This window comes from Streptomyces sp. NPDC014727 (assembly GCF_043083485.1).
GTDB lineage: Bacteria > Actinomycetota > Actinomycetes > Streptomycetales > Streptomycetaceae > Streptomyces.
Window position 1 is genome coordinate 101,264 of sequence record NZ_JBIBYR010000019.1, and the last position, 20,595, is coordinate 121,858.

The following is a 20,595-nucleotide window of genomic DNA, read 5'->3' on the forward strand; positions in this document are numbered from 1 at the left end:
CATGAGCAAGATCCTTATCCGCGGCGCGAAGGTCCTCGGCGGCGAGGCCCAGGACGTCCTGATCGACGGCGAGACCATCGCGGCGGTCGGCACCGGGCTGGACACCGGCGACGCGACCGTCGTCGAGGCCACGGGCCAGATCCTGCTGCCCGGCCTCGTCGATCTCCACACCCACCTGCGCGAGCCCGGCCGCGAGGACTCCGAGACCGTCCTCACCGGGACCAAGGCCGCGGCCGTCGGCGGCTTCACCGCCGTGCACGCCATGGCCAACACCTTCCCGGTCGCCGACACCGCCGGTGTCGTCGAGCAGGTCTGGCGGCTCGGCAAGGAGTCCGGCTACTGCGACGTGCAGCCGATCGGCGCCGTCACCGTCGGCCTGGAGGGCAAGAAGCTCGCCGAGCTCGGCGCCATGCACGATTCGGCCGCCGGAGTGAAGGTCTTCTCCGACGACGGCAAGTGCGTCGACGACGCGGTGATCATGCGCCGGGCGCTGGAGTACGTGAAAGCGTTCGACGGCGTGGTCGCCCAGCACGCCCAGGAGCCCCGCCTCACCGAGGGCGCCCAGATGAACGAGGGCGTCGTCTCCGCGGAACTCGGTCTCGGCGGCTGGCCCGCCGTCGCCGAGGAGTCGATCATCGCCCGCGACGTCCTGCTGGCCGCCCACGTCGGTTCCCGGGTGCACATCTGCCACCTGTCGACCGCCGGCTCCGTCGAGATCGTCCGCTGGGCCAAGTCCAAGGGCTGGAACGTCACCGCCGAGGTCACCCCGCACCACCTGCTCCTCACCGACGAGCTCGTACGGTCCTACAACCCGGTCTACAAGGTGAACCCGCCGCTGCGCACCGAGGCCGACGTCATGGCCCTGCGCGAGGCGCTCGCGGACGGCACCATCGACTGCGTCGCCACCGACCACGCCCCGCACCCGCACGAGGACAAGGACTGCGAGTGGGCCGCCGCCGCCATGGGCATGGTGGGGCTGGAGACCGCGCTCTCCGTCGTCCAGCAGACGATGGTCGACACCGGCCTCATCGACTGGGCGGGCGTCGCCGACCGGATGTCGTTCCGCCCGGCCGCGATCGGTCGTCTCGACGGACACGGCCGGCCCGTCTCGGCGGGTGAGCCGGCCAACCTCACCCTGGTCGATCCGGCATACCGTGGTGTGGTGGACCCCGCAGGCTTCGCCTCCCGCAGCCGCAACACTCCGTACGAGGGTCGCGAGCTGCCGGGCCGAGTCACCCACACCTTCCTGCGGGGCCGTGCCACGGTCGTCGACGGGAAGCTCGCGTGACATCACTCACCCCCCTGTACCTCCAGCTCGCCGCCGAGCAGAAGTCGGCCGAAGTGACCGACTGGTCCGCTCGCATCAGCTGGGTCGTCGGACTGCTCGTCCTCATCGCCTTCGTCTACTGGCTGATGCGCCAGGGATGGAAGTGGCGGGGGAGTCTCCAGTCCGATCTGCCGGAACTCGACTCCACCCCCGAGGGGTTCGCGGACGGCGAGCCGCTGCTGACGCTGACCGGCCGGTACCACGCCTCGACGACCGCCGGGCAGTGGCTCGACCGCATCGTCGCCCACGGCCTCGGCACCCGCAGCCGCGTCGAGCTCACCCTGACCGACCAGGGCCTCGACGTCGTACGACCCGGGGCGGCCGACTTCTTCGTACCGGCCGCCGCCCTGCGCGAGGCCCGGCTCGACAAGGGCATCGCCGGCAAGGTCCTCCCCGAGGGCGGCCTGCTGATCATCACCTGGGCGCACGGCGACAAGCTGATCGACTCCGGCTTCCGCTCCGACCGCTCGGCCGAGCACCCGGCCTGGGTCGAGGCCATCAACCATCTCACCAGCACTACGGAAGGCACCGCACGATGACGATCTCCACCCGGGGAGCCGCCAAAGCTCCCGCCGTACTCGTCCTGGAGGACGGCCGCGCCTTCCGCGGCCGGGCCTACGGGGCCGTGGGGGAGACCTTCGGTGAAGCGGTGTTCTCCACCGGCATGACCGGCTACCAGGAGACGCTGACCGACCCCTCGTACCACCGCCAGGTCGTCGTGATGACCGCCCCGCACGTCGGCAACACCGGTGTGAACGACGAGGACCCCGAGTCCGGACGGATCTGGGTCTCCGGCTACGTCGTCCGCGACCCCGCCCGGGTGCCGTCCAACTGGCGCTCGCGGCGCTCGCTCGACGAGGAGCTGGAGCGCCAGGGAGTCGTCGGCATCAGCGGCATCGACACCCGCGCCCTCACCCGCCACCTGCGCGAGCGCGGCGCCATGCGCGTCGGCATCTTCTCCGGTGACGCCCTGGCCGACGAGGCCACGCTGCTGGCCCGCGTCCAGCAGGCCCCCGAGATGGTGGGCGCCGACCTCTCCGCCGAGGTCGCCACCAAGGAGGCGTACGTCGTCCCCGCGATCGGCACGAAGAAGTTCACCGTCGCCGCGATCGACCTCGGCATCAAGGGCATGACCCCGCACCGGATGGCCGAACGCGGCATCGAGGTGCACGTGCTGCCCGCCACCGCCACCCTGGAGGACGTGTACGCGGTCCAGCCCGACGGAGTCTTCTTCTCCAACGGCCCCGGCGACCCTGCCACCGCCGACCACCCGGTCTCCGTCATGCAGGGCGTCCTGGAGCGGAAGACGCCGCTCTTCGGCATCTGCTTCGGCAACCAGATCCTGGGCCGCGCCCTCGGCTTCGGCACGTACAAGCTGAAGTACGGCCACCGCGGCATCAACCAGCCGGTGCAGGACCGTACGACCGGCAAGGTCGAGGTCACCGCGCACAACCACGGCTTCGCCGTCGACGCCCCGCTGGACAAGGTGTCGGACACGAAGTTCGGCCGCGCCGAGGTCTCCCACGTCTGCCTGAACGACCAGGTCGTCGAGGGGCTGCAACTCCTCGACCAGCCTGCCTTCAGCGTCCAGTACCACCCCGAAGCAGCCGCGGGCCCGCACGACGCCGCGTACCTCTTCGACCGCTTCGTATCCCTGATGGAGGGCCAACGTGCCTAAGCGCTCCGATATCCAGTCCGTCCTGGTCATCGGCTCCGGCCCGATCGTCATCGGGCAGGCCGCCGAGTTCGACTACTCCGGCACCCAGGCCTGCCGCGTCCTCAAGGCCGAGGGCCTGCGCGTCATCCTGGTCAACTCCAACCCGGCGACGATCATGACCGACCCGGAGATCGCCGACGCCACGTACGTCGAGCCGATCACCCCCGAGTTCGTCGAGAAGATCATCGCCAAGGAGCGCCCCGACGCGCTGCTCCCCACCCTCGGCGGCCAGACCGCCCTCAACACCGCGATCTCGATGCACGAGAACGGCGTCCTGGACAAGTACGGCGTCGAGCTCATCGGCGCCAACGTCGAGGCCATCAACAAGGGTGAGGACCGCGACCTCTTCAAGGGTGTCGTCGAGGCCGTCAACGCCAAGATCGGCCACGGCGAGTCCGCCCGCTCGGTCATCTGCCACTCCATGGACGACGTCCTGGCGGGCGTCGAGACGCTCGGCGGCTATCCCGTGGTCGTCCGCCCCTCCTTCACCATGGGCGGCGCCGGCTCCGGCTTCGCCCACGACGAGGAGGAGCTGCGCCGCATCGCCGGTCAGGGCCTCACGCTCTCCCCGACCACCGAGGTGCTCCTTGAGGAGTCCATCCTCGGCTGGAAGGAGTACGAGCTGGAGCTGATGCGCGACAAGCACGACAACGTCGTGGTCGTCTGCTCCATCGAGAACTTCGACCCGATGGGCGTTCACACAGGTGATTCGATCACCGTCGCCCCGGCGATGACGCTCACCGACCGCGAGTACCAGCGGCTGCGCGACATCGGCATCGCGATCATCCGCGAGGTCGGCGTCGACACCGGCGGCTGCAACATCCAGTTCGCCATCGACCCGACCGACGGCCGGGTCATCGTGATCGAGATGAACCCGCGCGTCTCCCGCTCCTCGGCGCTCGCCTCGAAGGCCACCGGCTTCCCGATCGCCAAGATCGCCGCCAAGCTGGCCGTCGGCTACACGCTCGACGAGATCCCGAACGACATCACCGAGAAGACCCCCGCCTCCTTCGAGCCGACCCTCGACTACGTCGTGGTCAAGGCCCCGCGGTTCGCCTTCGAGAAGTTCCCCTCCGCCGACTCCACCCTCACCACCACCATGAAGTCGGTGGGCGAGGCCATGGCGATCGGCCGGAACTTCACCGAGGCCCTCCAGAAGGCGCTGCGCTCCCTGGAGAAGAAGGGCTCGCAGTTCTCCTTCACCGGTGAGCCCGGCGACAAGGCCGAGCTGCTGGCCGAGGCGGTCCGGCCGACCGACGGCCGGATCAACACCGTCATGCGTGCGATCCGGGCCGGTGCCACCCAGGAGGAGGTCTTCGACGCCACGAAGATCGACCCCTGGTTCGTCGACCAGCTCTTCCTGATCAAGGAGATCGCCGACGAACTGGCCGCCGCCGACGAGCTCGGCGCCGAACTGCTCGCCGAGGCCAAGCGACACGGCTTCTCCGACGCCCAGATCGCCGACATCCGCAGCCTGCGGGAGGACGTCGTACGCGAGGTGCGGCACGCGCTCGGCATCCGCCCGGTCTACAAGACCGTCGACACCTGCGCCGCCGAGTTCGCCGCGAAGACGCCGTACTTCTACTCCAGTTACGACGAGGAGACCGAGGTCGCGGCCCGCACCAAGCCTGCGGTGATCATCCTCGGCTCCGGCCCCAACCGCATCGGCCAGGGCATCGAGTTCGACTACTCCTGCGTCCACGCCTCCTTCGCGCTGAGCGACGCGGGCTACGAGACCGTGATGGTCAACTGCAACCCGGAGACCGTCTCCACCGACTACGACACCTCCGACCGCCTGTACTTCGAGCCGCTGACGCTCGAGGACGTGCTGGAGATCGTGCACGCCGAGTCCCTCGCGGGCCCGGTGGCCGGGGTCGTCGTCCAGCTCGGCGGTCAGACCCCGCTGGGTCTGTCGCAGGCGCTCAAGGACAACGGTGTGCCGGTGGTCGGCACGTCCCCGGAGGCGATCCACGCCGCCGAGGACCGCGGCGCCTTCGGCCGCGTCCTGGCCGAGGCCGGACTGCCCGCGCCGAAGCACGGCACCGCCACCACCTTCGACGAGGCCAAGGCCATCGCCGACGAGATCGGCTACCCCGTCCTCGTACGCCCCAGCTATGTGCTCGGCGGCCGCGGCATGGAGATCGTGTACGACGAGGCGCGGCTCTCCTCGTACATCGCCGAGTCCACCGAGATCAGCCCCACCCGGCCGGTCCTGGTCGACCGCTTCCTCGACGACGCGATCGAGATCGACGTCGACGCGCTCTACGACGGCACCGAGCTCTACCTCGGCGGCGTCATGGAACACATCGAGGAGGCCGGTATCCACTCCGGCGACTCCGCCTGCGCACTGCCCCCGATCACGCTCGGCGGCTACGACATCAAGCGGCTGCGCGCCTCCACCGAGGGCATCGCCAAGGGTGTCGGTGTACGCGGACTGATCAACATCCAGTTCGCGCTCTCCGGCGACATCCTGTACGTCCTGGAGGCCAACCCGCGCGCCTCCCGGACCGTCCCCTTCACCTCGAAGGCGACCGCGGTACCGCTCGCCAAGGCCGCCGCCCGGATCTCGCTGGGCGCGACCATCGCCGAGCTGCGCGCGGAGGGCCTGCTCCCGGCGAACGGCGACGGCGGCACCCTGCCGCTCGACGCGCCGATCTCGGTCAAGGAGGCCGTCATGCCGTGGTCGCGCTTCCGCGACATCCACGGCCGCGGCGTCGACACCGTCCTCGGCCCGGAGATGCGTTCCACCGGCGAGGTCATGGGCATCGACTCGGTCTTCGGCACGGCGTACGCCAAGTCGCAGGCCGGTGCCTACGGCCCGCTGCCCACCAAGGGCCGCGCCTTCATCTCGGTCGCCAACCGCGACAAGCGCTCGATGATCTTCCCGGCGCGTGAACTCGTCGCCCACGGCTTCGAGCTGCTCGCCACCTCCGGCACCGCCGAGGTCCTCAAGCGCAACGGCATCAACGCCACGGTCGTGCGCAAGCAGTCGGAGGGCGTGGGCCCGCAGGGCGAGAAGACCATCGTCCAGCTGATCCACGACGGCGAGGTCGACCTGATCGTCAACACGCCGTACGGAACCGGTGGCCGTCTCGACGGCTACGAGATCCGTACCGCCGCCGTGGCCCGGTCCGTGCCGTGCCTGACGACGGTCCAGGCGCTCGCCGCCGCCGTGCAGGGCATCGACGCGCTCACCCACGGAGGCGTCGACGTCCGATCGCTCCAGGAACACGCGGAACATCTGACCGCGGCCCGCGACTAGCAGCAGGCAGGGGGACACCGGAAACGGTGTCCCCCTCTTCGTGAGGACACCGAGGACACCCCGATGTACAAATTCTTCTTCCGACTGGTCTTCAAGCGGATGGACCCGGAGCGGGCGCACCACCTGGCCTTCCGCTGGATCCGTCTCGCCGCCCGCATCCCCGTACTGCGCACCTTCGTCGCCGCGGCGCTCGCCCCCCGGCACAAGGAACTGCGCACCGAGGCCCTCGGCCTGCGGATGCACGGTCCCTTCGGTCTCGCCGCCGGCTTCGACAAGAACGCCGTGGCGATCGACGGCATGGCGATGCTCGGCTTCGACCACGTCGAGATCGGCACGGTCACCGGCGAACCGCAGCCCGGCAACCCCAAGAAGCGCCTCTTCCGCCTCCTCGCGGACCGCGCGCTGATCAACCGCATGGGCTTCAACAATGAGGGCTCGGCCGCAGTGGCCGAGCGCCTGGGCGCCCGCAGGCCGGTCTTCAGGACCACGGTCGGCGTCAACATCGGCAAGACGAAGGTCGTGCCGGAGGCCGAAGCGGCCGACGACTACGTGAAGTCCACCGAGCGCCTCGCCGCCCACGCCGACTACCTCGTCGTGAACGTCTCCTCGCCCAACACCCCCGGCCTGCGCAATCTCCAGGCCACCGAGGCGCTCCGGCCACTGCTCGGCGCGGTGCGCGAGGCAGCCGACCGGACCGTCACCGGCCGACGGGTCCCCCTGCTCGTCAAGATCGCCCCGGACCTCGCGGACGAGGACGTCGACGCGGTCGCCGATCTCGCGGTCGAACTGGGTCTGGACGGCATCATCGCCACCAACACCACCATCGCCAGGGACGGACTCGGTCTGCAGTCCTCGCCGTCCCTGCTCGCGGAGGCCGGCGGGTTGTCCGGTGCGCCGCTCAAGGCACGGTCCCTGGAGGTCCTGAGCCGTCTGTACACGCGAGTGGGCGACCGGATCACACTGGTGGGTGTCGGAGGCATCGAGAACGCCGAGGACGCCTGGCAGCGCATCCTCGCCGGGGCCACCCTCGTCCAGGGCTACAGCGCCTTCATCTACGAGGGACCCTTCTACGCCAGGGCGATCCACAAGGGCCTGGCCGCGCGCCTGGCCGCCTCCCCGTACGCGACCCTCGCCGAAGCCGTCGGCGCAGAAACCAGGAAGGCCACCGCATGATCCCGGAACCGTTCGGCGCACGCCTGCGCCGCGCCATGGACACCCGCGGGCCGCTCTGTGTCGGCATCGACCCGCACGCCTCGCTGCTCACCGCCTGGGGCCTGAACGACGACGTGACGGGGCTGGAGCGCTTCACGCGCACGGTCGTCGAGGCACTGGCGGACCGGGTCGCCGTGCTCAAGCCGCAGTCCGCGTTCTTCGAGCGGTTCGGCTCGCGCGGCATCGCGGTCCTGGAGAAGGCCGTCGAGGAGGCGCGGGCGGCCGGCGCACTCGTCCTGATGGACGCCAAGCGCGGTGACATCGGCTCCACCATGGGTGCCTACGCGGCGACCTATCTGGACCAGGACTCGCCGCTGTTCTCGGACGCGGTCACCGTCTCGCCGTACCTGGGCTTCGGCTCCCTGCGCCCGGCGCTCGACGCGGCCGTGCTGTCCGGTGCGGGAGTCTTCGTGCTCGCCCTCACCTCCAATCCGGAGGGCGCGGAGGTGCAGCGCGCCACCGCCGCCGACGGCCGGTCGCTGGCCCAGCTGATGCTCGACCACATGGCCGCCGAGAACGAGGGGGCGACGCCGCTCGGCTCCGTCGGCGCGGTGGTCGGAGCCACGCTCGGGGACGCGGGTGTGAATCTCGTCATCAACGGCCCGCTGCTCGCCCCCGGGATCGGCGCGCAGGGCGCGACGCCCGCGGATCTGCCGGGGGTCTTCGGCGACGCGGTGGGCAACGTACTGCCCAGTGTGAGCCGCGGCGTACTGAGCCGGGGGCCGGACGCGGCGGGGTTGCGCGCGGCCGCCGATCGGCTCACGGACGAGGTCCGGACGGCCGTCGCGGGTGGATGACCGGGCCACGTCCACAGCGTGTTGACTGAATCCTGACCAAAAAACTCGGTTGTTATGCCTGAAATGTCCTGGTCGGCCAAGGCTGACCAGGACTTTTCGTTGGTTCTCGCTGACTCGGGCGGCCTTGGCCGCTAGTCTCCGTCGAGAGCCGACGTACACAAGTTGTCCGTCGCTCACCTGGTGTGGAGCGTCCAGCTTCCTCACCGGTCCGTATCCGACAGATCGACATCCGAGGTGACGTAGGCGTGGCTCTTCCGCCCCTTACCCCTGAACAGCGCGCAGCCGCGCTCGAAAAGGCCGCCGCGGCTCGCCGGGAGCGGGCCGAGGTCAAGAATCGACTCAAGCACTCCGGCGCCTCCCTCCACGAGGTCATCAAGCAGGGCCAGGAGAACGACGTCATCGGGAAGATGAAGGTCTCCGCCCTCCTGGAGTCCCTGCCGGGCGTGGGCAAGGTCCGCGCCAAGCAGATCATGGAGCGGCTCGGCATCTCCGAGAGCCGCCGGGTCCGGGGTCTGGGCTCCAACCAGATCGCATCCCTGGAGCGTGAGTTCGGCAGCAAGGCGGCCTGACGTTCTCGGGCACGCCCGAGAACCTGGATAATCGCTGCATGGCTGCAACATCCCGGGGGACGTCCCCCGTACCCCCGGACGTACGTCCGCGGCTGACCGTGCTCTCCGGCCCCTCGGGGGTCGGCAAGAGCACGGTCGTCGCCCATATGCGCAAGGCCCACCCCGAGGTATGGCTCTCGGTGTCGGCGACGACCCGCAAGCCGCGCCCCGGCGAGCGCAACGGTGTCCACTACTTCTTCGTGGACAACGACGAGTTCGACAAGCTGATCGCCAACGGCGAGCTGCTGGAGTGGGCCGAGTTCGCAGGCAATCGGTACGGCACGCCGCGCCGCGCCGTACTCGACCGCCTGGAGGCGGGCGAGCCGGTGCTGCTGGAGATCGATCTCCAGGGCGCGCGTCTGGTCCGGCAGTCGATGTCGGACGCCCGGCTCGTCTTCCTGGCCCCGCCGAGCTGGGAGGAACTGGTGCGCCGGCTCACCGGCCGGGGCACCGAGTCCGCCGAGGTGATCGAGCGCCGGCTCGCCGCCGCCCGGATCGAACTGGCCGCCGAGTCCGAGTTCGATACGACACTGGTCAACACCTCCGTCGAGGACGTGGCGCGTGAGCTGCTAGCCTTGATGCTGGATTCATCCGGCCACCGCGCGGGCAGCGACTGACGCAGCCGGCACGGGCGGTATCACGGAGTTCCGCACTGTCAAAGGTTTCTTTGATCTTTACCCCCTTCGGAAGGCAGAGAGTGTCCTCTTCCATCACCACGCCCGAGGGCATCATCAACCCGCCGATTGATGAGCTCCTTGAGGCCACCGACTCGAAGTACAGCCTCGTGATCTACGCCGCCAAGCGCGCGCGCCAGATCAACGCGTACTACTCGCAGCTCGGCGAAGGTCTCCTGGAGTACGTCGGTCCGCTCGTCGACACCCACGTGCACGAGAAGCCGCTCTCGATCGCGCTCCGCGAGATCAACGCGGGCCTGCTCACCTCCGAGGCCATCGAGGGCCCCGCGCAGTAAGCAGGAGTTCCACCTTCACCACGGGCCCGGCGGCCGCGACCGCCGGGCCCGTGGTGTGTCCGGGGCGACAGCAACGGACCGGGGGCGGTGAGGCAGCATGGGGGTGTTCGTATCCGAGTGCGGGGAGACGCAGTGGACAAGCCGAAGGTCGTTCTTGGGGTCAGCGGGGGCATCGCCGCGTACAAGGCGTGCGAACTGCTGCGCCGGCTGACCGAGTCCGGCCACGACGTGAGGGTCGTCCCGACCGAGTCGGCGCTGCACTTCGTGGGGGCGGCCACCTGGTCGGCGCTCTCCGGCCACCCGGTCGCCACGGAGGTCTGGAACGACGTCCACGAGGTGCCGCACGTCAGGACCGGTCAGAGCGCCGACCTGGTCGTCGTCGCCCCGGCCACCGCCGACATGCTCGCCAAGGCCGCCCACGGTCTCGCCGACGACCTGCTCACCAACACGCTCCTCACTGCTCGCTGTCCGGTCGTCTTCGCGCCCGCCATGCACACCGAGATGTGGGAACACCCGGCCACCCGGGAGAACGTGGCCACACTGCGACGCCGCGGCGCCGTCGTCATCGAACCCGCTGTCGGCCGGCTCACCGGTGTCGACACCGGCAAGGGCAGGCTCCCCGACCCCGGGGAGATCTTCGAGGTCTGCCGCCGGGTGCTGACGCGCGGGCCCGCCGAACCCGATCTGGCGGGCCGGCACGTCGTGATCAGCGCGGGCGGTACGCGGGAGCCCCTCGACCCGGTGCGCTACCTCGGCAACCGCTCCTCCGGCAAGCAGGGCTACGCACTGGCCCGCACCGCGGTCGCCCGCGGTGCCCGGGTCACGCTGATCGAGGCCAACACCGGCCTGCCCGATCCGGCCGGTGCCGACGTCCGGCACGCCGGGACCGCCGTACAGCTGCGCGAAGCCGTGCTGAAGGCCGCCGCGGACGCCGATGTGGTCGTGATGGCGGCGGCGGTCGCCGACTTCCGGCCCGCCGAGTACGCGCCGGGGAAGATCAAGAAGAAGGACGGCCAGGAGCCCGCGCCCATCACGCTCGTCCGGAACCCCGACATCCTCGCCGAGGTCGCCGGTGCGCGCGCCCGGCCGGACCAGATCGTCGTCGGTTTCGCCGCCGAGACCGACAACGTCCTCGCCAACGGCCGTGAGAAGCTCCGCCGCAAGGGCTGCGACCTCCTCGTCGTCAACGAGGTCGGTGAGCGCAGGACCTTCGGCTCCGAGGAGAACGAAGCGGTGGTGCTCGCGGCCGACGGCGGCGAGACCCCGGTGCCGTACGGCCCCAAGGAGGCGCTGGCCGACACGGTCTGGGATCTCGTGTCGTCGCGGTGGTCATGAATTTCTCGTTTCGCGCCTTCGAACGGGCCGAGTCCCTTGAAATATCGGGGTAAATGGCTTTCTCGGCAGGCGATTTTCGTACAGTCGCCGACCGTGCCACAGGTCACAGAACTCCCAAAGGGCGAGACACGCTGTCCGCCGAACGAAAGCGACGGATAAACTGTTTCCCGGACCGTGTCGGGCGCAGCTCCCGGCGGTCCGCCAAATGATCAGCCAGCAGCCGCTGCAACCCCAGGGAGCGATGTGTCCCGCCGTCTCTTCACCTCGGAGTCCGTCACCGAGGGTCACCCCGACAAGATCGCTGACCAGATCAGCGACACTATTCTCGACGCGCTCCTGCGTGAGGACCCCCGGTCCCGCGTCGCGGTCGAGACCTTGATCACCACCGGTCTGGTGCACGTTGCGGGTGAGGTCACGACCAAGGCCTACGCCGACATTCCGACCCTCGTACGCAACAAGGTTCTCGAAATCGGCTACGACTCCTCCAAGAAGGGCTTCGACGGCGCCTCCTGCGGTGTCTCGGTGTCCATCGGCGCGCAGTCGCCCGACATCGCGCAGGGCGTCGACACCGCGTACGAGAAGCGGGTCGAGGGTTCCGCCGCGGGCGAGGAAGACGACGAGCTCGACAAGCAGGGCGCCGGTGACCAGGGCCTGATGTTCGGGTACGCCTGCGACGAGACGCCCGAGCTCATGCCGCTTCCGATCTACCTCGCGCACCGGCTCTCGCGCCGGCTCTCCGAGGTCCGCAAGAACGGGACCATCCCGTACCTGCGCCCGGACGGCAAGACGCAGGTCACCATCGAGTACGACGGCGACAAGGCCGTCCGTCTCGACACGGTCGTCGTCTCCTCGCAGCACGCCAGCGACATCGATCTCGACTCGCTGCTCGCGCCCGACATCCGCGAGTTCGTCGTCGAGCACGTGCTCGCGCAGCTCATCGAGGACGGCATCAAGCTGGACACCGAGGGCTACCGGCTGCTGGTCAACCCGACCGGCCGTTTCGAGATCGGCGGCCCGATGGGCGACGCCGGCCTGACCGGTCGCAAGATCATCATCGACACCTACGGCGGCATGGCCCGCCACGGCGGCGGCGCCTTCTCGGGCAAGGACCCGTCCAAGGTCGACCGCTCGGCCGCGTACGCCATGCGCTGGGTCGCCAAGAACGTCGTCGCCGCGGGTCTCGCCGCCCGTTGCGAGGTCCAGGTCGCGTACGCCATCGGCAAGGCCGAGCCCGTCGGTCTGTTCGTCGAGACGTTCGGCACCGCCGCGATCGAGACCGAGAAGATCGAGCACGCCATCGGCGAGGTCTTCGACCTCCGTCCGGCCGCGATCATCCGCGACCTCGACCTGCTCCGTCCGATCTACGCCCAGACCGCGGCATACGGCCACTTCGGCCGCGAGCTGCCCGACTTCACGTGGGAGCGCACGGACCGCGTGGACGCGCTGCGCACGGCGGCCGGGCTGTAGGTCCGCCGCCCTCCGTCCCACGCCGGGGCCCGGACGCCGCACAGGGTGTCCGGGCCCCGGTGCGTGCGGCCGCCGGTGGGTGGACGCCGGCGCCGCTGTCAGTGGTCTCTGGTAGGAATTTGGCTGTGAGCAGCGACAACGAGCGATCCGAGGACCCCGGGCGCGGGGCCCCGGAGCAGCTTGCGCTGATCCGGGAGACGGTACGGCGGGCGAAGGTGCCGCGGGCCAAGCCGCGGACCTGGCGCGGCGCCGCGCTCGCCAAGGAGCTGCCCGTCGCGCGGGTGCTGGTCAACAAGGGCGCGCTCCATCTCGACCAGTACTTCGACTACGCCGTGCCCGAGGAGCTGGACGCCGACGCGCAGCCCGGAGTGCGGGTGCGGGTGCGGTTCGGGGCCGGGGGGCGCCATGTCCGCGGCGGTCGGCGCGAGGGGGGCGGGCTGATCGACGGCTTCCTCGTCGAGCGGCTCGCCGAATCGGACTACACCGGAGCCCTCGCCGCGCTCGCGTACGTCGTTTCGCCGGAACCGGTGCTGGGACCGGAGCTGCTCACTCTCGCACGGGCCGTTGCCGACCGCTACGCGGGCAGCCTCGCCGACGTGCTGCAGCTGGCTGTGCCGCCCAGGAACGGCAGGGCCGAGTCCAAGCCCTCGCCCTCCCCCCTGCCACCGCCGCCCGCGCCGTCGGCGGGGAGCTGGGAGCGGTACGCGCAGGGACCGGCGTTCCTGCGCGCGCTGGCCGACGGCGGTGCGCCCCGGGCCGTATGGACCGCGCTGCCCGGACCGCACTGGCCCGAGGAGATCGCCAGGGCCATGGCCGCGACGCTCGCGTCCGGGCGCGGCGCACTCGTCGTCGTGCCGGACGGCCGGACCGCGGGGCGGGTGGATGCCGCGCTCACCGGACTGCTCGGCAAGGGACAGCACGCACTGCTGACCGCCGACTCCGGACCGGAGAAGCGTTACCGGGAGTGGCTCGCCGTGCGGCGAGGCTCCGTGCGGGCCGTCGTCGGGACGAGGGCCGCGATGTTCGCGCCCGTCACCGATCTCGGCCTGGTCGCCGTCTGGGACGACGGGGACTCCAGCCACGGCGACGACCACGCCCCCTTCCCGCACGTCCGCGAGGTGCTCGAACTACGGGCGGCGCACGGCCGGTGCGCATTCCTGCTCGGTGGCACGAGCTGCACCGTGGAGGCCGCCCAGCTGGTGGAGAGCGGCTGGGCGCTGCCGCTGCGCGCGGACCGGGAGCAGCTGCGGATCGCGGCGCCGCTGGTGAGGACGGTCGGCGACGGGGAGCTGGCGCGGGACGGGGCCGCGCGGGCGGCCCGGCTGCCCAGCCTGGCCTGGCAGACGGTACGGGACGGGCTGCGCAGCGGTCCCGTCCTGATCCAGGTGCCGCGCCGCGGCTACGCGCCGCGGCTGGCCTGTGAGCGCTGCCGGGAACCCGCTCGGTGCCGGCACTGCGCCGGACCGCTGGAGGCGCCGGACCAGCGGGATCTCAACTGCGCCTGGTGCGGGCGGCCCGAGACCGCCTGGCACTGTGTCGCCTGCGGGTCCGGTCGGCTGCGGGCGCGGATCGTCGGCGCCCGCCGGACCGCCGAGGAGCTGGGCCGCGCGTTCCCCGCCGTGCCGGTACGGACATCGGGCCGGGACCACATCCTGGACTCGGTGCCGCAGGCGCCGGCGCTGGTGGTCAGCACGCCGGGCGCCGAACCCGTCGCCGAGGGCGGCTACGCGGCGGCGCTGCTGCTGGACGGCTGGGCGATGGTCGGGCGCCCCGATCTGAGGGCGGGCGAGGAGGCGCTGCGCCGCTGGACGGCCGCGGCCTCGCTGGTACGGGGACAGCCGGAGGGCGGCACGGTGGTGATCGTCGCCGAGCCGACGCTGCGGCCGGTGCAGGCCCTGGTGCGCTGGGACCCGGTCGGGCACGCCCGCCGCGAGCTGGCGGAGCGCGCCGAGCTCGGCTTTCCGCCGGTGTCCCGGATGGCCGCGGTGACGGGCTCGCCGGACGCGCTCGCCGCGTTTCTCACGACCGCGGAACTGCCGCCGGAGACCGAGGTGCTCGGTCCGGTCCCGGTCCCCGGAGCCGAACCCGGCAGACCCCGCCGGTCCGGCGACGCACCGCCGGGGGAGTCCTGGGAGCGGGCTCTGCTCAGGGTGCCCCCGGGGAGCGGGGCGGCGCTCGCGGCCGCGCTGAAGGCGGCGCAGGCGGCGCGGTTGTCCCGGGGCAGTGGCGAACAGGTCCGGATCAGGGTGGATCCGCCGGAGATCGGGTGACGGCGAGGTGCGGCCGGGCGCGGGTCGGCCGTGGGGGCCGGGCGTGGGGACGCGGCTGCCCCGCCGTGCGTCGGGCGCGGCGGGGCAGGAGTGGGGTGGTCAGCCGTTGCGTGGGCCGGGGAAGACCCCGGGGCGCAGGTCCTCGCGCAGTGACGGACGGTCCGTTGACGGCTGCGGGGGCATGGCGCGTGCGGCGGGCACGACGGGCAGGCCCGACGCGTTGGTGGGGCCCGGCGTGGCGGGCAGGGAGCGTGGCACCGCGCTCTCCGCGACGGCCTCCGCCGCCCCCGGCTGACGGGCGTTGCGGCGTGCGCCGTAGCGGCGGTGCACCGCCTGCTTGGTGACTCCGAGCGCGGAGCCCACCGCGTCCCAGGAGAAGCCCAGGGAGCGGTCGAAATCCACCGCCGCGGTGACCAGGGTCTCTACGCTGTCGCGCAGCTCCTGCGCCAGCCTGACCGTGGGGGCCGGGGCCCTGCCGTAGACGACGAAGCCCGTGGACGGGCCGGAGCGGCGCGGACGGTAGACGTTGCCCAGTTGGGCGGTGAGGGTGCGCAGCGCGTCCACCTGCCGCCGGACCCGCTCGATGTCCCGCACCAACAGGTGCAGGCTGGCCCGCGCTTGAGCGTCGTGGGTTGCGTGGTCGGCCATGAAGAAGCCTCTCGAACCGGCGTTGAAAAGGATCGGGCCGCTCCGTGGCGGCTCGCTTCGGTCAATCTCTCTTGACCAACGCGGCAGCCGGGGATCTGGTCACGCTGGAGGGGCGCGTGCGCATGTCCAAGGGGCGCGCAGTGATGCGTACGCCCCCCGGTCGCCCGGCCCATAGACTTGTGCGTTGCTCGTCACCCGTACGTTTCGGCCTGAGAGGCAGTCAGCCACCCATGAAGCTCGTCTTCGCAGGCACCCCCGAGGTAGCCGTACCCGCCCTGGACGCACTGATCGCCTCCGGCCGGCACGAGGTGGCCGCCGTCGTCACCCGGCCCGACGCCCCCGCCGGGCGAGGCCGCCGACTGGTCGCCAGCCCCGTCGCCGAGCGCGCCGAGGAGGCCGGGATCGAGGTGCTCAAGCCCGCCCGGCCGCGCGACGAGGAATTCCTGGCGCGGCTGCGGGAGATCGCCCCGGACTGCTGTCCCGTCGTCGCCTACGGGGCACTGCTGCCCAAGGTCACGCTCGACGTACCCGCCCACGGCTGGGTCAACCTCCACTTCTCCTTGCTGCCCGCCTGGCGCGGCGCGGCCCCCGTGCAGCACTCGATCATGGCCGGGGACGAGGTGACCGGTGCGTCGACGTTCCTGATCGAGGAGGGGCTCGACTCCGGCCCGGTGTACGGCGTCCTCACCGAAGAGGTACGGCCCACCGACACCAGCGGTGATCTGCTCACCCGGCTGGCGTTCGCCGGTGCCGGGCTGCTCGTCGCGACCATGGACGGCATCCAGGACGGCACGCTGCACGCCGTGGAGCAGCCCGCGGAGGGAGTCACCCTCGCACCGAAGATCACCGTCGAGGACGCTCAGGTGCAGTGGTCCGCCCCCGCCCTGCGGGTCGACCGCGTGGTGCGCGGCTGCACGCCCGCTCCCGGTGCGTGGACGTTGTTCCGGGGGGAACGGCTGAAGCTGATCCAGGCGGTGCCGGTGCTGGACCGCGCGGATCTGGCGCCCGGAGAGCTGTCCGCCGCCAAGAACAACGTGTACGTGGGTACCGGGTCGCACGCCGTCGAGCTGCTCTGGGTGCAGCCGCAGGGCAAGAAGCCGATGCGGGCCGCCGACTGGGCCCGCGGGGTGCGGATCGTCCACGGCGAGCTGCTGGGGAGCTAGTGCTGTGGCCGGACAGGTTCACCGGCTCACGACGCCCGGCACGGCACCTCGCCGCGTTGTCGCATCGCCCGCGTACATCCAGTACGCGGGCGATGCTCCGCCTTGCGATGCACCGCACCGGACACCGCGAGCTTCCCGGCAAACCCTTCCGGCCACAGCACCAGTGCTGTGGCCGGGGAGGTCTGCCGTGACTCGCGAGCCGGTGGACCGTTGCGGCCACGGCACCGGGGGAGCCGGGGGACGGGGCGGCGACGTAGGCTGGGAGGGTTCGTCCTCTCATCATCAGCGGAGCACCTTTCACGTGAACGACCAGCAGCGTCGCCGTCCCGCCCAGCCGCATCGCCGCCCCAAGAAGGACCCCGTCCGATTCCTCGCCTTCGAAGCGCTCAGGGCCGTCGACGAACGTGACGCGTACGCCAACCTCGTACTGCCCCCGCTCCTGAAGAAGGCCCGCGCCAAGGGCGACTTCGACAACCGGGACGCGGCGCTGGCGACCGAGCTGGTCTACGGGACGCTGCGTCGGCAGGGGACGTACGACGCGATCGTCGCGGCCTGCATCGACCGGCCGCTGCGCGAGGTCGACCCGCCGGTCCTCGATGTGCTCAACATGGGGGTGCATCAGCTGCTCGGCACCCGTATCCCCACCCATGCCGCGGTCTCCGCCAGTGTGGAACTGGCCCGGGTGGTGCTCGGCGAAGGCCGGGCCAAGTTCGTCAACGCCGTCCTGCGCAAGGTCTCCGCGGACGACTTCGACGGCTGGGTCGCGCGCGTCGCCCCGCCGTACGACGAGGACGCCGAGGACCACCTCGCCGTCGTGCACTCGCATCCGCGGTGGGTCGTGTCCGCCCTCTGGGACGCGCTGGGCGGCGGTCGTGCCGGGATCGAGGACCTTCTCGAAGCGGACAACGAGAGGCCGGAGGTCACCCTGGTGGCCCGCCCCGGCCGTGCCCGCACCGACGAGCTGCTCAGCGCTCTCGGCGACGGGAACGGCCTGCCGGGCCGCTGGTCCCCCTACGCGGTACGGATGGCGGAGGGCGGCGAGCCCGGGGCTCTGACGGCCGTGCGTGAGGGCCGCGCCGGGGTCCAGGACGAGGGCAGCCAACTGGTGGCCACCGCCCTCGCCGCCGCGCCGGTGGAGGGCAGCGACACCCGGTGGCTCGACGGGTGTGCGGGGCCCGGGGGGAAGGCAGCCCTCCTGGGCGCGCTCGCCGCCGAACGCGGCGCCGCCCTGCTCGCCGCCGAGAAGCAGCCGCACCGGGCCCGCCTCGTCGAGCGCGCGCTGGCCGGCAACCCCGGCCCGTACCAGGTGATCACCGCCGACGGCACCCGCCCGCCGTGGCAGCCGGGCACCTTCGACCGCATCCTGATGGATGTGCCGTGCTCGGGCCTCGGCGCGCTGCGCCGGCGTCCGGAGGCGCGGTGGCGTCGGCGCCCGGAGGATCTGGAGAGCTTCGCCCCGCTGCAGCGCGGCCTGCTGCGCGAGGCGATGAAGGCGGTACGGGTCGGCGGCGTCGTCGGTTACGCGACCTGTTCGCCGCATCTCGCGGAGACCCGGGTCGTCGTCGAGGACGTGCTCAAGGGGCGCGGCGGGCAGCCGGTCGAGGCGGAGTGGATCGACGCCCGCCCGCTGATGCCGGGAGTTCCCGCGCTCGGCGACGGTCCCGATGTCCAGCTCTGGCCGCACCTGCACGGAACGGACGCGATGTACCTGGCCCTGCTGCGGCGTACCGCCTGAATCGGACAGGGGACGGGGCGGGCCCGTTTGCATGGGCCCCACCGTCCCCGAAGGGTGCTTCACGGGCTGAAAAGCCCGGATCGCCCGGCCGGACGGCCCGGATTTCGCGAACTGTAATGATCCCGTGAGGCTTTGGCCCTCGCCAGGGCGGGGAAGTGCCGCGGAACATGGCAGGCTTGGCACATGGCCCAGATCAATCCCAGCATCTTGTCCGCCGACTTCGCCCGCCTCGCCGAGGAGGCGAAGGCGGTCGAAGGTGCCGACTGGCTCCATGTCGACGTGATGGACAACCACTTCGTGCCCAATCTGACCCTCGGCGTGCCGATCGTGGAATCGCTCAGCCGGGCCACGGACACCCCGCTGGACTGCCACCTGATGATCGAGGACCCGGACCGCTGGGCGCCTCAGTACGTCGAGGCGGGCGCCGGTTCCGTCACCTTCCACGTGGAGGCCGCCGCCGCCCCGGTACGGCTGGCGCGGGAGATCCGGGCCAAGGGCGCCCGCGCCTCCATGGCGCTCAAGCCCGCCACGCCCATCGAGCCGTACGAGGACCTGCTTCCCGAGCTCGACATGCTGCTGATCATGACGGTGGAGCCGGGCTTCGGCGGCCAGGCGTTCCTGGACATCATGCTGCCGAAGATCCGCCGCACCCGTGAGCTGATCTCCAAGCACGGCCTCGAAATGTGGCTCCAGGTGGACGGTGGCGTCTCCGCGTCCACCATCGAGCGTTGTGCGGAGGCCGGCGCGGACGTGTTCGTCGCCGGCTCGGCGGTGTACGGGGCCGAGAACCCCGCCGAAGCGGTGCGCGCCCTGCGGGCCAAGGCCGACGGGGCCACCTCCTCGGCGGCCTGGGCGTGCCGTCACTGACGTCGGGACCGGCCCCGGCCCCGAGTGCGGGTCGGTCCGGCCAAGGGCAGATGAACGTGGTCCGACGGGACCGATCAGGGATCGCCGGATCTGACAGGATGAACGGCGTATCGAGAGTGTGAACAGCAGTGAGGAGATCGCGGTGTCTGCAATGTCGGCGGGACGGTCCGCCCTGCGGATGGGGCCCGCGGAGCTGGTGCAGGCGGCGGCCATGGCCCGCCGCTTCTACCTCGAAGGAAAGTCGAAGATCCAGATCGCCGAGGAGTTCGGCGTCAGCCGCTTCAAGGTGGCCCGGGTCCTGGAGACGGCTCTGGAACGTGACCTCGTACGGATCGAGATCCGCGTGCCCGCCGAGCTGGACGCCGAGCGGTCCGACGCTCTTCGAGCCCGCTACGGGCTGCGTCACGCCGTCGTCGTCGAATCTCCCGCGGAGGAGCAGGACGACGCACCCGACCCGGAGAATCTGGGGGAGGTCGCGGCCGATCTCCTCGGCGAACTGGTGAACGAGGGCGATGTGCTCGGCCTCGCCTGGGGCCGGTCCACCATCCACATGGCGGCGGCGCTCGACCGGCTGCCCCCGTGCACGGTCGTGCAGCTCACCGGGGTGTACGACGCGGGGACGGCGGAGCGCGGCTCGGTCGAGGCGGTCCGGCGGGCCGCCCAGGTGGCGGGCGGCGAGGCCCACCCGATCTATGCGCCGATGCTGCTGCCCGACCCGGCCACGGCCGCCGCGCTGCGTCACCAGACCGGCATCGCCCGCGCCTTCGAGTACTTCGACAAGGTGACGGTCGCCGCGGTATCCATCGGTTCCTGGGAGCCGGGCATCTCCACCGTCCACGACATGCTCACGGACGAGGAGCGGGCGCACTACGCCTCGCTCGGCGCCACCGCGGAGATGTCCGCGCACCTCTTCGACAAGGAGGGACGGCGGGTCGGCCGGGACCTGGGGGAGCGGTGCATCACGGTCGAGGCCGACCGGCTTCGCCGGATCCCGGAGGTGGTCGCGATCGCGGGCGGCCAGCGCAAGGCCGCGGCGATCGGGGCGGTGCTGCGGTCCGGTCTGGTCACCAGTCTGGTGACGGACACGGCGGCGGCCGACCACCTGCTGACCGAGTCGGCGGCGCCGCGGCGGCCCGCCCTGGAGCGCGCGGACCCGGACGGGGACTGACCGAGCGGGCGGCGGCGGCCCGCACCGGGGCCGCCCGCCGACCGCCGCG

At 71.4% G+C, this 20,595-nt stretch carries 17 protein-coding genes; 16 read left to right on the forward strand and 1 reads right to left on the reverse strand.

The window, feature by feature from the left end:
* Nucleotide 1: 1 nt before the first annotated feature.
* From ACF1B9_RS26750 to ACF1B9_RS26805, 12 genes are all read left to right on the forward strand, one after another.
* Nucleotides 2-1,288 carry a dihydroorotase gene (locus ACF1B9_RS26750; RefSeq protein WP_391740145.1) on the forward strand — a complete coding sequence of 429 codons (1,287 nt, stop codon included), beginning with the start codon at nt 2-4 and terminating at the stop codon, nt 1,286-1,288.
* Nucleotides 1,285-1,866: a hypothetical protein gene (locus ACF1B9_RS26755; RefSeq protein WP_376283961.1), complete on the forward strand. Its 582-nt coding sequence runs from the start codon at nt 1,285-1,287 to the stop codon at nt 1,864-1,866. Before ACF1B9_RS26750 ends, ACF1B9_RS26755 begins: the two co-directional genes overlap by 4 nt.
* A complete protein-coding gene (carA, locus tag ACF1B9_RS26760) occupies nt 1,863-3,005 on the forward strand; it encodes a glutamine-hydrolyzing carbamoyl-phosphate synthase small subunit (RefSeq protein ID WP_391740144.1) in 1,143 nt (380 codons plus the stop codon). The genes ACF1B9_RS26755 and carA overlap by 4 nt, the downstream gene beginning before the upstream one ends.
* Nucleotides 2,998-6,306 carry a carbamoyl-phosphate synthase large subunit gene (gene carB, locus ACF1B9_RS26765; RefSeq protein ID WP_391740143.1) on the forward strand — a complete coding sequence of 1,103 codons (3,309 nt, stop codon included), beginning with the start codon at nt 2,998-3,000 and terminating at the stop codon, nt 6,304-6,306. Before carA ends, carB begins: the two co-directional genes overlap by 8 nt.
* A 63-nt stretch (nt 6,307-6,369) precedes the next feature.
* The gene (locus ACF1B9_RS26770; protein ID WP_391740142.1) at nt 6,370-7,479 is read left to right on the forward strand and encodes a quinone-dependent dihydroorotate dehydrogenase; all 1,110 of its coding nucleotides are present in this window, start codon (nt 6,370-6,372) and stop codon (nt 7,477-7,479) included.
* Nucleotides 7,476-8,315: an orotidine-5'-phosphate decarboxylase gene (pyrF, locus tag ACF1B9_RS26775; RefSeq protein WP_391740141.1), complete on the forward strand. Its 840-nt coding sequence runs from the start codon at nt 7,476-7,478 to the stop codon at nt 8,313-8,315. Before ACF1B9_RS26770 ends, pyrF begins: the two co-directional genes overlap by 4 nt.
* Nucleotides 8,316-8,560: 245 nt before the next feature.
* Entirely contained in the window at nt 8,561-8,884 is a 324-nt protein-coding gene (locus ACF1B9_RS26780; protein WP_099197641.1) for an integration host factor, read from the forward strand.
* A 38-nt stretch (nt 8,885-8,922) separates the two neighbouring features.
* On the forward strand, nt 8,923-9,540 hold the full coding sequence (gmk, locus tag ACF1B9_RS26785) for a guanylate kinase (RefSeq protein WP_391740140.1): 618 nt from the start codon (nt 8,923-8,925) through the stop codon (nt 9,538-9,540).
* Between the two features lie 80 nt (nt 9,541-9,620).
* Nucleotides 9,621-9,893, forward strand: a complete 273-nt coding sequence (rpoZ, locus tag ACF1B9_RS26790; protein ID WP_003970369.1) for a DNA-directed RNA polymerase subunit omega — start codon at nt 9,621-9,623, stop codon at nt 9,891-9,893.
* Nucleotides 9,894-10,025: 132 nt separating this feature from the next.
* Nucleotides 10,026-11,228, forward strand: a complete 1,203-nt coding sequence (gene coaBC / locus ACF1B9_RS26795; RefSeq protein WP_391740139.1) for a bifunctional phosphopantothenoylcysteine decarboxylase/phosphopantothenate--cysteine ligase CoaBC — start codon at nt 10,026-10,028, stop codon at nt 11,226-11,228.
* 243 nt (nt 11,229-11,471) lie between these two features.
* A complete protein-coding gene (gene metK / locus ACF1B9_RS26800; protein WP_351083562.1) occupies nt 11,472-12,695 on the forward strand; it encodes a methionine adenosyltransferase in 1,224 nt (407 codons plus the stop codon).
* Nucleotides 12,696-12,820: 125 nt separating this feature from the next.
* On the forward strand, nt 12,821-14,965 hold the full coding sequence (locus ACF1B9_RS26805) for a primosomal protein N' (RefSeq protein WP_391740138.1): 2,145 nt from the start codon (nt 12,821-12,823) through the stop codon (nt 14,963-14,965).
* A gap of 99 nt (nt 14,966-15,064) precedes the next feature.
* Here ACF1B9_RS26805 and ACF1B9_RS26810 read toward each other — a convergent pair whose 3' ends face one another.
* Entirely contained in the window at nt 15,065-15,613 is a 549-nt protein-coding gene (locus tag ACF1B9_RS26810; RefSeq protein ID WP_391740137.1) for a hypothetical protein, read from the reverse strand.
* 230 nt (nt 15,614-15,843) lie between these two features.
* On the opposite strand from ACF1B9_RS26810, the gene fmt reads away from it, so the two are divergent.
* The 4 genes from fmt to ACF1B9_RS26830 all read left to right on the forward strand — a co-directional run bounded on the left by fmt (nt 15,844) and on the right by ACF1B9_RS26830 (nt 20,546).
* Nucleotides 15,844-16,776, forward strand: coding sequence for a methionyl-tRNA formyltransferase (fmt, locus tag ACF1B9_RS26815; protein WP_391740136.1), 933 nt, complete (start codon nt 15,844-15,846; stop codon nt 16,774-16,776).
* Between the two features lie 301 nt (nt 16,777-17,077).
* Entirely contained in the window at nt 17,078-18,511 is a 1,434-nt protein-coding gene (locus ACF1B9_RS26820; RefSeq protein WP_391740135.1) for an RsmB/NOP family class I SAM-dependent RNA methyltransferase, read from the forward strand.
* 183 nt (nt 18,512-18,694) lie between these two features.
* The gene (gene rpe / locus ACF1B9_RS26825; RefSeq protein ID WP_391740134.1) at nt 18,695-19,378 is read left to right on the forward strand and encodes a ribulose-phosphate 3-epimerase; all 684 of its coding nucleotides are present in this window, start codon (nt 18,695-18,697) and stop codon (nt 19,376-19,378) included.
* A 151-nt stretch (nt 19,379-19,529) separates the two neighbouring features.
* A complete protein-coding gene (locus ACF1B9_RS26830; protein ID WP_391740437.1) occupies nt 19,530-20,546 on the forward strand; it encodes a sugar-binding transcriptional regulator in 1,017 nt (338 codons plus the stop codon).
* The last annotated feature ends 49 nt before the right edge of the window (nt 20,547-20,595 follow it).

Excerpts from the sequence above, each read along its gene's own strand:
- fmt (WP_391740136.1), top strand. The coding sequence starts at position 15,844 with ATGAAGCTCGTCTTCGCAGGCACCCCCGAGGTAGCCGTACCCGCCCTG.
- ACF1B9_RS26770 (WP_391740142.1), top strand. The coding sequence starts at position 6,370 with ATGTACAAATTCTTCTTCCGACTGGTCTTCAAGCGGATGGACCCGGAG.
- ACF1B9_RS26750 (WP_391740145.1), top strand. The coding sequence starts at position 2 with ATGAGCAAGATCCTTATCCGCGGCGCGAAGGTCCTCGGCGGCGAGGCC.
- pyrF (WP_391740141.1), top strand. The coding sequence starts at position 7,476 with ATGATCCCGGAACCGTTCGGCGCACGCCTGCGCCGCGCCATGGACACC.
- gmk (WP_391740140.1), top strand. The coding sequence starts at position 8,923 with ATGGCTGCAACATCCCGGGGGACGTCCCCCGTACCCCCGGACGTACGT.
- ACF1B9_RS26830 (WP_391740437.1), top strand. The coding sequence starts at position 19,530 with ATGTCGGCGGGACGGTCCGCCCTGCGGATGGGGCCCGCGGAGCTGGTG.
- rpe (WP_391740134.1), top strand. The coding sequence starts at position 18,695 with ATGGCCCAGATCAATCCCAGCATCTTGTCCGCCGACTTCGCCCGCCTC.
- carA (WP_391740144.1), top strand. The coding sequence starts at position 1,863 with ATGACGATCTCCACCCGGGGAGCCGCCAAAGCTCCCGCCGTACTCGTC.
- ACF1B9_RS26810 (WP_391740137.1), bottom strand. The coding sequence starts at position 15,613 with ATGGCCGACCACGCAACCCACGACGCTCAAGCGCGGGCCAGCCTGCAC.